12 protein-coding genes are annotated in these 14,255 nt (G+C 59.0%); 10 read left to right on the top strand and 2 right to left on the bottom strand.

What is annotated here, in order from left to right:
• Nucleotides 1-24 precede the first annotated feature (24 nt).
• The 10 genes from HMPREF2562_RS09930 to HMPREF2562_RS09975 all read left to right on the top strand — a co-directional run bounded on the left by HMPREF2562_RS09930 (nt 25) and on the right by HMPREF2562_RS09975 (nt 12,424).
• Complete coding sequence (locus HMPREF2562_RS09930; RefSeq protein ID WP_239272136.1) at nt 25-954, top strand: EamA family transporter; 930 nt, start codon at nt 25-27, stop codon at nt 952-954.
• A gap of 182 nt (nt 955-1,136) precedes the next feature.
• Entirely contained in the window at nt 1,137-2,150 is a 1,014-nt protein-coding gene (locus tag HMPREF2562_RS09935) for an alpha/beta hydrolase (RefSeq protein WP_049171829.1), read from the top strand.
• 200 nt (nt 2,151-2,350) lie between these two features.
• Nucleotides 2,351-4,411, top strand: a complete 2,061-nt coding sequence (locus HMPREF2562_RS09940; protein WP_070549942.1) for a glycosyltransferase — start codon at nt 2,351-2,353, stop codon at nt 4,409-4,411.
• Nucleotides 4,395-4,985: a phosphatase PAP2 family protein gene (locus HMPREF2562_RS09945; RefSeq protein ID WP_070549943.1), complete on the top strand. Its 591-nt coding sequence runs from the start codon at nt 4,395-4,397 to the stop codon at nt 4,983-4,985. Before HMPREF2562_RS09940 ends, HMPREF2562_RS09945 begins: the two co-directional genes overlap by 17 nt.
• A 44-nt stretch (nt 4,986-5,029) precedes the next feature.
• Nucleotides 5,030-6,034, top strand: coding sequence for a decaprenyl-phosphate phosphoribosyltransferase (locus tag HMPREF2562_RS09950; RefSeq protein WP_070549996.1), 1,005 nt, complete (start codon nt 5,030-5,032; stop codon nt 6,032-6,034).
• A 460-nt stretch (nt 6,035-6,494) separates the two neighbouring features.
• Nucleotides 6,495-7,538, top strand: coding sequence for an alpha/beta hydrolase (locus HMPREF2562_RS09955; RefSeq protein WP_070549944.1), 1,044 nt, complete (start codon nt 6,495-6,497; stop codon nt 7,536-7,538).
• A gap of 549 nt (nt 7,539-8,087) precedes the next feature.
• Nucleotides 8,088-10,199, top strand: coding sequence for an alpha/beta hydrolase-fold protein (locus HMPREF2562_RS09960; RefSeq protein WP_070549945.1), 2,112 nt, complete (start codon nt 8,088-8,090; stop codon nt 10,197-10,199).
• A gap of 37 nt (nt 10,200-10,236) precedes the next feature.
• Nucleotides 10,237-10,725 (top strand): DUF732 domain-containing protein, encoded by a 489-nt coding sequence (locus HMPREF2562_RS09965; protein WP_016421642.1) that lies wholly within the window; start codon nt 10,237-10,239, stop codon nt 10,723-10,725.
• 5 nt (nt 10,726-10,730) lie between these two features.
• On the top strand, nt 10,731-11,654 hold the full coding sequence (locus HMPREF2562_RS09970; RefSeq protein ID WP_049193155.1) for a cutinase family protein: 924 nt from the start codon (nt 10,731-10,733) through the stop codon (nt 11,652-11,654).
• A 212-nt stretch (nt 11,655-11,866) separates the two neighbouring features.
• Nucleotides 11,867-12,424 carry a TM2 domain-containing protein gene (locus tag HMPREF2562_RS09975; RefSeq protein ID WP_070549946.1) on the top strand — a complete coding sequence of 186 codons (558 nt, stop codon included), beginning with the start codon at nt 11,867-11,869 and terminating at the stop codon, nt 12,422-12,424.
• An 18-nt stretch (nt 12,425-12,442) separates the two neighbouring features.
• On the opposite strand, the gene HMPREF2562_RS09980 is transcribed toward HMPREF2562_RS09975, so the two are convergent.
• Both HMPREF2562_RS09980 and HMPREF2562_RS09985 read right to left on the bottom strand, forming a co-directional pair.
• Entirely contained in the window at nt 12,443-13,807 is a 1,365-nt protein-coding gene (locus tag HMPREF2562_RS09980; protein WP_070549947.1) for a PFL family protein, read from the bottom strand.
• Between the two features lie 14 nt (nt 13,808-13,821).
• On the bottom strand, nt 13,822-14,091 hold the full coding sequence (locus HMPREF2562_RS09985; protein ID WP_016421638.1) for an ACT domain-containing protein: 270 nt from the start codon (nt 14,089-14,091) through the stop codon (nt 13,822-13,824).
• Between the last annotated feature and the right edge of the window lie 164 nt (nt 14,092-14,255).

The following is a 14,255-nucleotide window of genomic DNA, read 5'->3' on the forward strand; positions in this document are numbered from 1 at the left end:
GGCTCCCGCGCTAGTATTGCGCGAGTGTCGCGTGAGAAAACCCAAACCGAAGTTCCCCAGCAGGGGCCATTGCTGCAGCGTGTGAACAAGTTTCTCACCCTGCCAGTGGCACCTGTCATTCTGGTTCTTATCGGTTCTCTTGGTACCCAGGCTGCAGCCGTGCTGGTCACTGGCATGCTTTCCACGGTCGGCGCGCCGGGCATATCGGGCCTGCGCATGACCGCCGCCGCCATCATTATGGTGGTTCTGTTCCGGCCAAAACTGTCCGGGATGACCCGCGCCCGCGCCATCAACATCGTGGTCTACGGCATCGCCATGGGCATGATGAGCATGATGGTGTACGCAGCCATCGCGCGCCTCCCGCAGGGCGTCGCCGTCACCATCGACTTCCTCGGCCCCTGCGTCGTGTCCTTCCTGGGGCTGAAAATGTGGCGCTCCCGCCTATGGGCCATCGTCGCTTTCATCGGCGTTGCCCTGATTGCCCAGCCCTCCAATGACCTTGACATTATCGGCATTGGTTACGCCGCAATCGGTGCAATCTTCTTCGGCGCTTACACGCTCTTCTCCGCCCGAATGGGCAGCACCGAGGGCGGCGGCATGCCCGACCTGGCGCTGTCAGTGGTCGTCGCAGCAATCGTGCTCGCGCCATTTTCTGTTTCCGCTGCACCGCTTGTCGACGGTTCGATGTGGGCCACCATCGTTATTTCCGGGTTTATTGGCGCTGTTATTCCCTACGTGATGGACACCATCGCTGCGGGGATTGTCTCAGCGGCGGTCGTCGGCACGCTCTTTGCACTGGACCCGGTCATCGGTGCAATCCTGGGCTGGGCGTTTTCCGGTGACCGAGTGACTTGGTCCATGGCGCTGGGCATCGTGCTAATCGCGGCGGCTGGCGCGATTATTACCTGGCGCGGGGCGCGGGAGTCGCGCGAGCTGCGGGGGCTTGCGCAGTAAAAATGCGGATACCAGAACCCGCCGAAAAGTGGGGTCTCGACGTGTTCTGCTGGAAAACGACAGTGAATGCGGGTAAGTTTGTCGAAGATTTATTGTTTCTTAAGGTAATTCCCTGAAGCGGAAACACGCCTGATAGTTCCCACCGGCCGTGGGGAATCGCACATTGTGAGGAGAATGCACACGTGAAAATCACCTCTACTTTCCGTGGTTGGCGTCGAAAGGTTGCAGCCGTTGCGTCCGCAGTAGCTGTGGCCGCGTCTGCATTGACCATGGCGCCGGCCGCGAGCGCGGCGGGTGACCGAGGCTCGCTGCGCCCGGGTTGTGAGTGGGATTCGTACCAGTACTTCACCCAGAAGTGCCAGGTTTATTCGCCGGCCATGGACCGTAATATTCCGGTTCAGATTGTGGCCTCTGCCAATGGTGGTAACAAGGCTCTCTACCTGCTAGATGGTCTGCGTAGCCCGGCTGATGCCTCTGACTGGGTGGAGCACGGTAACGCCCCACGTACTTTTGAAGGATCCAACGTCAACCTGGTTATTCCAGGTGGTGGCGGCGGTAGCTTCTACACCGACTGGAAGCGTCCGTCGGTTAGTGTGCACGGTCCGTTTGTAAACATGTGGGAGACCTTCTTAACTCAGGAACTGCCGGTTTACCTTGAGCGTGAGTTCGGCATTTCTCGCACTGGTAACTCCATTGCAGGTCTGTCCATGGGTGCATCTGCTGCACTGTCGCTGGCATACAACCACCGAGACCAGTTCGGTCAGGCTCTTGCCTTCTCCGGTTACCTGCACACCACTGCGCCGGGTATGACCACGGCAATTGAGGCTGCTCAGCTGTCGGCTGGCTACAGCTCCTTCGACATGTGGGGTGCGCCTATGTCAGCGGAGCGTGTCCGTAATGATCCGTACCTGAATGTCGAGAAGATGAAGGGGCTGGATCTGGTTATTACCTCGGCAAATGGTGTTCCGGATGAGGTTCGTGACCCGAAGAATCTCTACCGGGTCGTCCCGAAGGCCGGCGGCGTTGCGCTGGAGTCGCTGTCCCGCTTGTCCACCCGCGAGTTTGAGTTGCGTGCTCGTACCTCCGGTCTGGATGCCACGTTTGAATACGAGCAGACCGGTATCCACGATTGGCCGACCTGGGATCGTAACCTCCAGAACTCCAAGGCCCGCATCGAAGGTTTCCTCGGAGCTTAAAACTACAAACTGAACGAAAAAGCCCCTATGTGCAGCAGATAGTCCGCAGCGCGTAGGGGCTTTCACATTCTGGGCTGTCGCTAGCGTGGCAACAAGAGGCAATCCGCCACGGGCACTAGGATGCTATGAGATAGAAACGTCGGTAACTTATCGGCGGCAACACCCCCGGTAGACCTTTCGGAAAGTGGTTGATACGTCTCATGGCATCACAGCCTGAACAAAAGCGGACACATACCCCGACAACGTCGTCAAGCCTTGCCGTTGAACGCCTGCAGCGGATTTTGCTGCCAAAGTTGGGTGAGCCCCGTGATGTCCGCTCGCTCTACTTGGTTGAGCCGGAGACTAATGCCGGTCGTGTGCAAGCACATTCCCGCACCTCAGCCACTATTCCGGCGGGTGATGAAGTTAGTTTTGAAACCTACTTCAATGCTTTTCCGGCCAGCTACTGGCGCCGGTGGACGAATCTGGACAATGTTGTCCTGCGCCTAGAGCTGTCTGGTACTGCGCGTGTGGACATTTACCGTTCGAAGATTGACGGTGCACGCATCGCCGTGACCGGCGAAGTTGTCGGTGATCTGGGTGCGGCGGCCGAAGGTGTAGAAGCCAAGGTGGACGGCAAGGATGTGCACGTCTGCGAAATTCCAGTACCGCTGACGCAATTTGAAGACGGCGGCTGGATTTGGTTCGACCTCACCTGTGAGACGGACGTGGTAATCCACTCCGCAGGTTGGTACTCCGATATCGAGGCGCCGAGCCAGACGTACCCGGACGGCACGGAGCACCCGGCGCCGGAGGGGCGCGTCACTATCGGTATCCCGACGTTCAATCGCCCGACCGACGCAGTTGCTGCTCTTGAGGCGCTGTCCTCGGATCCTGAGGTCGATGCCATCATCGATGCTGTTTTGATGCCTGATCAGGGCACTAAGCACCCGGCAGATGAGCCGGGCTTCGATGCTGTCGCCGAGCACTTTGGTGACCGCCTGCGTATCTTCCCGCAGGGAAATCTCGGTGGTTCCGGCGGGTACTCCCGCATTATGTATGAGGCCCTGGGCGGTCCGGATTCGGATTCGAAGCGTGCGACCGATAGTCCGTTCATTCTCTACATGGATGACGACATCGCCATCGAACCGGATTCCATTCTGCGTGCGGTTGCTGTCGGCCGGTTCGCGAAGTCCCCGATGCTGGTCGGCGGTCAGATGCTGAACCTGCAGGAGCGCAGCCACTTGCACTCGATGGGTGAAGTTATCGGCCGCCACGACTTCATGTGGACTTCCGCTCCGCACGTCCACTATGACCACGACTTTTATGCGCACCCGCTGCGCGATCGCGGGGAGCATGGCACCAACGCAACCGGTGAGGTTGTTGATTCGAAGGACCTTCACCGTCGCATCGATGTTGAGTTCAACGGCTGGTGGATGTGCTTGATTCCGCGCGTCGCTGCTGAGACGATCGGTCAGCCGCTGCCACTGTTTATTAAGTGGGACGATGCCGAATACGGTTTGCGCGCAGGCAAGGCAGGCTTTCCGACGGCCACGTGGCCGGGCGTCGCAATTTGGCATATGGCCTGGTCGGACAAGGACGACGCCATTGACTGGCAGGCGTACTTCCACCTGCGCAACCGCTTGATTGTCGCGGCTCTTCAGCACGAGGGCAATGCTGCCGGTATCGTGCGTTCCATGCGCAAGGCCACATTCAAGCACCTCCTGTGCCTGGAGTACTCCACTGTTGCCATCCAAAACGAAGCCATGAAGGACTTCCTGGCAGGTCCGGAGCATCTGTTCGACATTCTCGAATCTTCGCTGCCGCGCATCAATGCCCTGCGCAAGAGCTTCCCCGACGCGGTTGTGCTGCCGAGTGCAGGCGATCTGCCAAAGCCCTCCGGTATTCCGGGGATTCCGACAAAGGATGTCGGTGGTCGCCTGGGCAAGCTGAAGAAGGTCGGTTGGCTGGCCAAGGGCTTGCTTCACAGCGTGCGCCCGGAAAACTCCGAGCACCATGCGGTGCCGCAGGCAAACCTGGCGCCGCTGGAGGCTCGTTGGTTCTCCCTGTCGCGTCTGGATGGCGCAACGGTCACCACCGCTGACGGCCGTGGCGTGGTGTATCGCCAGCGTGACCGCGACAAGGCCAAGGCTCTGCTGGAAGAATCCTGGGAGCTGCAAAAGCAGGTTGACGAGCGGTTCGAGCAAATGCAGGCACGCTACCGCGCAGCCTATGACGATCTGACCAGTAGGAAGGCCTGGGCGAATGTCTTCGAAAATTAAAGGCGATCCGTTCGGTGAGTCCGACGTTCTCGTTAATATTCAGCACACGCTTAACGACGTCCCGGGTGTGCTGCCCACCGCGCGTGCCATGAGCTATTTCGGTGAGCACGCCCTTGGGTGGATGGGGCTCGCTGCCCTCGGGGCGGCGGTGGATAAGGAGCGATGCATTGGCTGGGCAAAGGTCGGTGTGGCCGCCTTTACCTCGCATGCGGCATCGGTGGTGCTTAAGCGCATTGTCCGTCGCCCGCGTCCCCATGATCGTCGTATAGCAATCGGCGTTGGTACGCCGAGCAAGCTGAGTTTCCCGTCCTCGCACGCGACGTCGACGACGGCGGCGCTGGTGGGGATTGCAAAGTTGGGTTACCCGGCAGCCCCGGCTGTGGGTGTGCCGGCAATCATGCTCTCCCGCCTGGTGCTGGGAGTTCATTACCCAACCGATGTCGCTCTCGGAGCAGCGCTGGGTACAGCCACTGCTCTTGCGGTGGACAAGATAGGTGATAAGGTCATCGAGCCGAAAAAGGCGCAGCATAACCAGGGTGGACAGCCCTCCATTGCGGAAAGGAATGCACAGTGACACAGGCGGAGAACGACAACTTGGCCAATGTGTCGGCCAACCAGCTGCGAGCTTCTCAATCAAGGATTGGGTCCGAGCCGCACACTTCCGGTATCGATGAGCCTGCGCACCCGCAGGGGCATCCGCCGAAGAATCTGCTGGACGGCATGATCAAGGCGCTTCGCCCGAAGCAGTGGGTGAAGAACGTCCTGGTCATTGCGGCTCCACTGGCAGCCGGCAACGAGATCATGGACTCGGGACGTTCGATCGGCACGCTGACCGTCGACATCCTGGTGGCGTTTGTGGCCTTCTGTTTGGCAGCATCGTCGATTTACCTGATTAATGATGCCCGCGATGTCGAGGCTGATCGTGCGCACCCAACCAAGCGCTTCCGCCCAATTGCCGCTGGCGTACTGCCGGTGAGCATGGCGTACATTATGGCGGTCGCGCTGATTATTGGTTCGATTGCGGTGTCCTGGTTTGCCTCTGAGGGGCCGGGGCTAGCAATTGTTGTGGCTGTATACATTGCGCTGCAGCTCGGTTACTGCTTTGGTCTGAAGCATCAGCCGGTGATTGATATTGCGCTGGTGTCCTCGGGTTTCATGCTGCGTGCAATGGCCGGCGGTGTTGCTGCCAACATCAACCTGTCCCAGTGGTTCTTGCTGGTTGCGGCCTTTGGTTCGCTGTTCATGGCAGCCGGTAAGCGTTACGCTGAGCTGCTGTTGGCGGAGCGCACAGGTAAGAAGATTCGTAAGTCGTTGCAGGGTTACACCGCGACTTACCTGCGCTTTGTGTGGACCCTCGCTGCGACCGCCGTGGTACTGAGCTACGCGCTGTGGGGCTTTGAGATGGGCCGCACGCCGGGCACTTCGTCGACTTCGGCTATTTGGTACGAGATCTCGATGGTTCCATTCACTGTGGCCATCCTGCGCTTCGCAGCCGACGTTGACCGTGGTGATGCAGGAAGCCCGGATGAGATTGCGCTCAAGGACCGTCCGCTGCAGGCACTGGCTGTGCTGTGGCTGCTGTCCATTGCCATCGCTGTCTACGCTGTTCCAGTTCTGGGGTAGTTTCCTGTTCTTTTCCCTTTAAGCGAACTGCGATTTCCGTCGGGTTCTCGTCGGGTTCGGGTGGTAGCTGAAAGCCCATGCACCGAGGGGTGCATGGGCTTTTCTGTACCTCGTTAGTACTTAGGTTGTGTTTGGGGTTCTTGTAGGCGTGTTTTAGGTTTCTCAGTTAGTCCTACGGATCAGCCGGGGGCAGAATTACAATTTTGTAATTCCATGCTGGTAAACATTGTTTCTCCTTGTGGTGGATAGTTTTGGGGAGAAATGTGAGAAATATTACGGAATGATTACGATTTAAACTTGGATGTAGGGAAACGATTGAGTATCGTTACATACTCGAGATTCTTTTGTGGGGTCTCCAGTTGTCGCGTCACAACTGGAAGCAGAAAAGCGAAAGCTCGCGTAAGCGACTGCCTCCGAAAAGTCTGGCGCGGAGGTAAGTCCGAAAGTAAAGAGGAGAACGATGAGCTTTACTGCAGTGAGTCGTAACTTCACGGTGAAGGTCGTAGCTGCCCTTGTGGCTGTTGCAATGGTGTTTGGTGGCATCATGCTCGCATCCGCGAAGGATGCGAGTGCTGATCCAAACCGTGATCGACTGCGTCCAGGCTGTGAGTGGGATCCATACAACTGGTGGGTTCAGTACTGCCAGGTCTTCTCGCCGGCTATGAACCGCAATATTCCGGTTCAGATTAAGGCGGCTACTGGTGGCGGCGATGCGTCCCTGTACATGCTCGACGGTCTGTGGGGCTTTAATAAGGGCGCGTCCGGTTGGATTTGGTCGGGTCACATTGCTCAGACCTTCGCCAATGACAACATCACTCTGGTTGCGCCGGCTGCTGGCGACGGCTCCTTCTATGCCGACTGGAGCGATCCGGCCGTGACTTCCGAAGGGGTCAAGACTCAGAAGTGGGAAACCTTCCTGACTCAGGAGCTGCCGGTCTATCTGCAGCGTGAGTTTGGTGTCAACCCGAACCGCAACGCAATCGCTGGTCTGTCCATGGGTGCGGCTGCGGCGGTTTCTCTGGCGGCCCGCCACCGTGATCAGTTCAAGCAGGTTACTTCGCTGTCCGGTTACTACCAGATGTCCAACCCAGTTGTTGCGACCGGCGCTACTGCAATGGTGGCTAGCACTGGTGTAGTGAATCCGACTGGCATGTGGGGCCTTCCGGTTCCTGCTTCGGAGCAGTGGCGTGCTCATGATCCATCGCTGCAGCTGGACCAGCTCCGGGGGCTGCCGATGTATATTTCCTCCGCCCAGGGTGTTCAGAGCCTGTGGAGTGATCCGGAGGTCTTGAGCCGTCCGGTGCCGCAGCTCCCTGACACTGTCTGGCGTGCCGTAATGGAGTCCGTCTCCCGCGCTTCGACGCAGCGCTTTGAGCAGGACGCTCGCGCTGCCGGCCTCAATGTGCAGTTTGTCTACAGCCCGAACGGTATCCACTCGTGGGAGCTGTGGGGCCGTGATGCCGCGCTTGCTCGCCCGCACATTCTTCGGGCGCTGGGCCTTTAGGTCGATAGTTATTTCAGGGCGCTCTGGCGCGCTGACCTAGCGCTGGTGCTGGATGACTTCTTAAAGGGGCTAGCTTCTTAAGAAGTCTCAATTTTGAAGAAAGACCAATCCTTTTGTTGGGATTGGTCTTTTTTCTGTGTCGAGTCCGGGTTTGGATGCTGAGCGGAAGGTGTGGGTAACGGCCTACAGAGGGGCGCAAAGAGTTGCGCTGTCAAAGCTTGAATTCAGTTCCTTTTGCGTGTGTCTCCACGGTTTTTACCCGTAAGAGGGTAAACATGAGAGTCGAACCTTAAAGTAAAGGGTGAAGCTATTCAGGTAGCTATACCGTTTGTTTCGCAGAACGTGTGTGAGATTCTTCGTGCAGCGGCACGCCGGAGGAGGGGAACCTTCGGATACGTTGCTGGTCACCACGTAATTCTGCGAAGCCGAACGGTAAACGCATAGCTCTAGCGCCGCGTGATGCTATCTGCAGGTGCCTAACCGGCGCCGGTGCAACACTCAACGTCTCAAATAATTTCAACCAGCGACTTTGTAAAGGGAAGCCCTCTTATGCGCGTAACCGCTAGATTCCTCCGTGGTGGCCTCGGCAACAGCCGGAAGTCATCGCGGGCGTTGACCGCACTTTTGGCACTACCGTTGACTCTCGCTCTCGGTGCCCCTGCTGCAGTGGCGGCTCCCGAGCCAGCTCAGCCAGGTCTGCCTAGCTACGAGGAACTTCAGGCCGTTCAGGGGCAGTTGGCTCAATCTGAAGACCTGGGAGACCTTGCTAAGGCCGCTGAAGCAGCGCAAGCTGCTGGTGCGCAGCTACCTGGCCTGGGTATGCCGAAGCCGATGCCAGGGCCGGAGCGTACGCCATTTAAAGTCGATACTCCCGCAGTGGCGAACCTGCCCAGCGGAGTCAGCGTAGACAAGGTCGAGTGGTACACAGATCACCACGTCATTGCGCACATTCGCTCGGCTGCCATGCCGGAGAAGCCAATTCAGGTTGAGATTTTGCTGCCGCGCGATTGGTACCGCGACAAGGAGCGCACATTCCCGAGCGTCTATCACCTTGACGGTATGGCATCGTTTGATGACTACTCCGGTTGGATTCGCGCTACCAATATCGAGCGCTTCTACGAGGACAAGAATGTCCTGGTGGTTATGCCCGCCGGCGGTACATCGTCCTTCTACTCTGACTGGGATCAGCCGGATAACGGTCAGAACTACAAGTGGGAGAGCTTCATTACTAAGGAGCTCGTGCCGGTTATCACCAACGGCTTCCGCGGCAACGATGAACGCGGCATTATCGGTATCTCCATGGGAGCTACCGGTGCTTACAACGTTGCAGCACACTCTCCGGAGCTGTGGAAGTTTGCCGGTAGCCTCTCTGGTTACCTGGATATGACTTCGCCGGGCATGCCGCAGGCAATCTCTCTGGCGATGAAGAACACCGGTGGCTATGACGCGACGAAGATGTGGGGCCCGCTCGGTTCGCAGCGTTGGAAGGACAATGATCCGAAGCTGAACATCGACAAGCTCAAGGGCATGTCGCTGTACATCTCGGCGGGTAACGGCAACACCGGTGAGTGGGACGTGCCGTCGCAGATCGATCCGACGAAGCCGGACAATCCGACCGGTTACGCATTGGAAGTGCTTTCCCGCATGACCAGTGAGACCTTCATCCGAAATGCTCGCGAAAAGGGCGTCGAGCCGGTTGTGAACTTCCGGAGCTCGGGTACTCACACCTGGCCGTACTGGCAATTCGAGGTCAGTCAGGCCTGGCCAACGCTGGCCGATGCACTGCAGTTGCCGGAGTCCGATCGTGGCGCTGTCTGCCGCGTAGGTGGCGAGATTGAGAAGGCCGTTGCATCTCTGCCGGGAATTGGCACCTGCCTGTCGGATGAGTATGGTGTCGCCAAGAATGGCGTGGCTCAGGACTTTACCGGCGGTACCGCCTACTGGCACCCGGATTCCGGGGCACATGTGGTCTGGGGGCGCATCGGTTCGCGTTACAACGAGCTCGGTGGTCCGTCCTCGCCGCTCGGCTACCCAGTGACCAACGAACTGGCTACGCCGGATGGCTCGGGACTCTTCGTTCACTTCGAAAAGGGTTCGATTTACTGGACTCCGGAAGGCGGAGCCCACGAAGTCACCGGCGACATTATGAACGTCTGGGGCAAGGCCGGCTTCGAGACCGGTCCGCTGGGCTACCCAGTCGCCAACCACCGCGATATTCCGGGCGGTGTCGCCCAGGACTTCCAGGGTGGCACCATCGTCAAGATCGGCGGCGAAGAACCTCGCATCGTGCGTGGTGAAATCGGCCGTGTCTACAAGGAGCTCGGTGGCGCTGAGTCCGATCTGGGTCTGCCTGTCGACGGCGACGAGGTCAAGCTCGCCCGCGGCGCTTTCCAGCGCTTCGAACACGGTGCCATTTACTGGACTCCGGAAACTGGTGCACAGCCGGTGCGCTCCAACGACATCACTGACCACTGGGGCAGCACTGGCTACGAAAATGGCCCGTTCGGCTACCCGGTCGGCCCACTGCAGCCAGTCAAGGCCGGCGGTCTTGAGCAGCAGTTCGAGGGTGGCTGGATTCGTCAGCTCAACGGCAAGATTGTCGAAGAGCGCAATAAGCCAGAAGCGCCGGCCCCAGCCGCCGACAACGGTGATGACAAGTAAGCCAACCAAAGCAGGGCACTGAATAAGGGATAGACAAATGTCCATGAACAAGTCCTTCCGGACACTGGCTACAACCACAGCTGTTGCGCTGCTGACCTTCGGAGTGGCCGCCTGTGGCAGTTCCACAGTGGAATCTTCGGAGGTCACCTCGTCGACGACTACGAAGACCTCCACGACGTCGTCAAGCACGAAGACTTCTGCGCCGAAGTCGAGCGAAAAGTCTGCGCCGGAGATCACAGATCCCCAAGCTAAGCGCGTGGACGAAGCGCCCGATGGGCAGATGAAGCTCAGCGAGGCGGACGATTCATACCTCGGAGCGCTGGAAAAAGCGGGAATCGATGTTGATGGGGTGGAGGATCAGCTCATCGGCACAGGTCGCGCGGCATGCGCGGACGCACCGGAGGAGGAGCGTGAAGTCATCGCGCTGGCGATTGCCGGGCAGCTGGTCGCCCAGGGGCGCTCACAGGAAAGCGCCGAAGAAGTGGCGAAGACTATTGCAAGCTCCGCTAAAAAGGCGTATTGCTAGCACTCATGCGTAAAGTGCTGACAATTCTGGCGGTCATTGTGCTGGTGGCCGCTATTGGCTTCGGCGTAGTGCAATGGCTTAACGACGACCAAGGCGGTCAAACCCCACCGACCCCCGGTGACGATGGCGGGGTTCTGGCCGAACAACCCGAGTGGTGCCCGGCGGTAGAAGTTATCGCCGTGCCCGGAACTGCGGAATCGCGTGCTGACGATGATCCGATGGCCCCGACCGCGAACCCGCATTCGCTGCTGCTTGGCCTGACGAACTCGATCTCAGGGTCCTACTCGGAGGGTGATGTCAAGGTCTGGACTACGCCGTACCCGGCACAGATCAAGACGCATCAGCTGCCCGACCAACTCACTTACGATGATTCGCAGGCAGTCGGGCGCGATGTCACCGCTAAGGAAATGGCTGACTTGCACGGGCAGTGTCCACTGACGGACTTCGTCCTGATGGGCTTCTCCCAGGGTGCCGCTATTGCAGGTGATTTGGCCTCTGACATCGGCAATGGCCGCGGTGTCGTTCCGGCCGAGCGCATTGCGGGCGTGGCTCTGTTGGGCGACCCGCGGCGTGACCCCAATCAGGGCGTGAACCAGGGCGTTCCGCTGGCTGGTGTGGGCGTCGAGCTGTCATTGCAGCCGCTTGGCGGCATTGTGCAGGCTGTGGTTCCGGGCGCGACGATGCGCGGTCCACGAGACGGCTTTGGTCCTCTTAATGACAAGGTCCAGAATGTCTGCGTGCCATCGGACTCCTTCTGTGATGTGCCTCCGGGAGTGGCCGATGCGATTGCACGAGCGCAGGAGATGATTACCGGCGCGGGTGCGCACGCGACCTACGCCACGAATGATGTGGCAATTCCGGGGACGACTCCGCTGGCCTGGACTGAGGGTTGGGCTCGCGAACTGATTGAGCAATCGCTGGCGCGGTAGAGGCAGCTCGAAATGTGCGAGACGCCCCCGACGGGGACTTGCTGTTAGAATCTTGCTCAAGAACTGGTGTTTAATGTTTCAAAACAACAGGTTCGCTAAAGTTTCGAAAGAAATTGACAAAAATTGCAGGAAGCAGTCTGACAGAACCGGTTATTATCGCCCAAGGAACTGCTGTTCATGACCGGATAATCTAGTCGAAAAGGTAGGGTGCAATGACGAATCCGACAAACCCATATGGAGATTTCGACGAAGACGGTATGCCGAGGTCCCGGGGAAAGTTCGCTGACAGCTCGGGTGCTTACAGCTCCGGTATGCCGTACTCGGATCCGTACCCACCGCAGCAGCCGAACATGGGGCAGGGGTATCAGGACCCGAGCCAGCACAATTTCCACAACGGGTACTCGAACCCGTATCAGAGTGGTTACCCAAACCAGCAGGCGCCGGCGTATTCCGCTGGCTTCGGTGGCCCAAACCCGCACCAGGGCTACGGAGGCGCAGGTGCTCCTGTCTCGGATAAGTCCAAGATTGCAGCGGCTCTGCTTGCCTTCTTCCTGGGTACCCTCGGTGTTCACAACTTCTACCTGGGGCACAACTCGCGTGGTGCTATTCAACTAGCACTGACGGTATTCGGCTGGATTACGGCTATCCTTCTGGTCGGATTCTTCCTAATCATTGGCGTCAGCATTTGGGCATTTATCGAGTTCATTTTGATTCTCGTCGGTAGCGGCTCCTACGCCTATGACGCTAATGGGCGCCGCCTGCAATCGTAGGAGCCTCGTCCGAAGCCGCTAGTTCCTGAACCCGTGCACCGGGGCGGGGATGTAGCCGCCACGGGCAATGAACTCGGCATTGCCCTTGGCATTGACATCAATGACCGGCGCATATCCGAGCAGACCACCGAAGTTCACCTCATCGCCCGGCTTGGTACCCGGCACCGGAATGAGGCGGGCTGCGGTGGTTTTGTGGTTCATCACACCGATGGCGGCCTCGTCGGCAATCATGCCGGAAATCGTGGTCGCAGGCGTGTCCCCCGGAATCGCAATCATGTCGAAGCCCACCGAGCAGATAGAGGTCATCGCCTCCAGCTTGTCCATGCTGATCGACCCCGCGCGAACAGCATCAATCATGCCCTTGTCCTCAGAGACCGGGATGAACGACCCGGACAGTCCACCGACGCGTGAACAAGCCATCAGGCCGCCTTTCTTGACGGCGTCGTTAAGCAGCGCGAGCGCGGCAGTGGTGCCGTGCGTGCCGACCTGCTCCAATCCCATGTGTTCGAGGATGTGAGCGACGGAGTCACCCATCTCAGCGGTCGGCGCGAGCGAGAGATCCACGATGCCAAAAGGCACGCCCAGGCGCTCCGACGCCATCGTGCCGACCAGCTGACCCGTACGTGTGATCTTGAACGCCGCCTTCTTAATCTCCTCGGCGACTTCGTTGAAGCTGGCGCCCTGCAGATCGCCGAGCGCGCGATCGACCACCCCCGGACCCGAAACGCCGACGGACACGACACAATCGGGCTCCCCGACGCCGTGGAACGCGCCGGCCATGAACGGATTGTCGCCCACCGCATTGGCGAAAACCACCAGCTTTGCGCAGGCAATCGAGCTGCGGTCAGCGGTTTGCGCCGCGGCTTCCTTTACTACCTCGCCCATGCGACGCACTGCATCCATGTTGATGCCCGCGCGTGACGACGCTACGTTGACCGAGCTGCACACCAATTCGGTCTCGCTCAGAGCGTGGGGAATGGAGTCGATGAGCCGCTTCTCGCTGGTCGTCGCACCCTTTTCGACGAGCGCCGAGTAGCCGCCGAGGAAGTTCACGCCAGAATCGCGGGCGGCGCGGTCGAGGGCCTTGGCCACCACGGTGGGATCGCCTTCGCAACCGGCCGTGATGAGGGAAACCGGTGTGACGGAGATGCGCTTATTGACAATCGGAATGCCCAGCTCCGCCTCGATACCCTCACAGACCTCCACGAGGCGAGCGGCCTGCGTGGTCACGCGGTCATACACCGCCTGTGCGGTGGCTTCCATTTCAGAGCGAGAGCACTCGAGCAGGGAAATTCCCATAGTGACCGTCCGGATATCCAGACGGTACTTCTCGATCATGTCAATGGTGTCGAGGAACTTAGATTGCGCGAAGTTGAAATCCATCCTGGTCGCGCCCTTTAAATCTCGTTGACGGCGTTGAACAGCGCCTCAGACTGGATTCGAATGACAAGCCCCTCCCGCTTGCCGACGGAATCCATGTAACCCTGCAGCGTGCTGATGGGGGTGGCCTTCTCGTTGAACTCCACCCGCAGGATCATGGTGAACCATTTATCCATGAGGGTCTGGGAAACATCGACGATGTTGACGTCCTGCTCCGCCAGAGCAGTGGTGACGGCGGCGATGATGCCGGTGTGATCCTCGCCGGTGACGGTAATGATGGCAAACATGGCCTCAATTTTAGCCGGTGGGGAGGTGGGGAAAATCTGTGGATGGCGGTTGTGCTGGTGGCGAGTTTGTGGCGAAGCATGTTCAGAGCCACCCAAAAAACACTTCACGACACCTATGTCACCTCGTGCCATCTGTGGAGGCGGCATGAGGTGACATAGGTGTC

It is taken from the genome of Corynebacterium sp. HMSC077G07 (genome assembly GCF_001809225.1).
GTDB lineage: Bacteria > Actinomycetota > Actinomycetes > Mycobacteriales > Mycobacteriaceae > Corynebacterium > Corynebacterium jeikeium_D.

Bases quoted from the DNA above. Each gene is read 5' to 3' on its own strand.
- HMPREF2562_RS09970 (WP_049193155.1), top strand. From the start codon at position 10,731: ATGCGTAAAGTGCTGACAATTCTGGCGGTCATTGTGCTGGTGGCCGCT.
- HMPREF2562_RS09940 (WP_070549942.1), top strand. From the start codon at position 2,351: ATGGCATCACAGCCTGAACAAAAGCGGACACATACCCCGACAACGTCG.
- HMPREF2562_RS09975 (WP_070549946.1), top strand. From the start codon at position 11,867: ATGACGAATCCGACAAACCCATATGGAGATTTCGACGAAGACGGTATG.
- HMPREF2562_RS09960 (WP_070549945.1), top strand. From the start codon at position 8,088: ATGCGCGTAACCGCTAGATTCCTCCGTGGTGGCCTCGGCAACAGCCGG.
- HMPREF2562_RS09945 (WP_070549943.1), top strand. From the start codon at position 4,395: ATGTCTTCGAAAATTAAAGGCGATCCGTTCGGTGAGTCCGACGTTCTC.
- HMPREF2562_RS09980 (WP_070549947.1), bottom strand. From the start codon at position 13,807: ATGGATTTCAACTTCGCGCAATCTAAGTTCCTCGACACCATTGACATG.
- HMPREF2562_RS09955 (WP_070549944.1), top strand. From the start codon at position 6,495: ATGAGCTTTACTGCAGTGAGTCGTAACTTCACGGTGAAGGTCGTAGCT.
- HMPREF2562_RS09965 (WP_016421642.1), top strand. From the start codon at position 10,237: ATGTCCATGAACAAGTCCTTCCGGACACTGGCTACAACCACAGCTGTT.
- HMPREF2562_RS09985 (WP_016421638.1), bottom strand. From the start codon at position 14,091: ATGTTTGCCATCATTACCGTCACCGGCGAGGATCACACCGGCATCATC.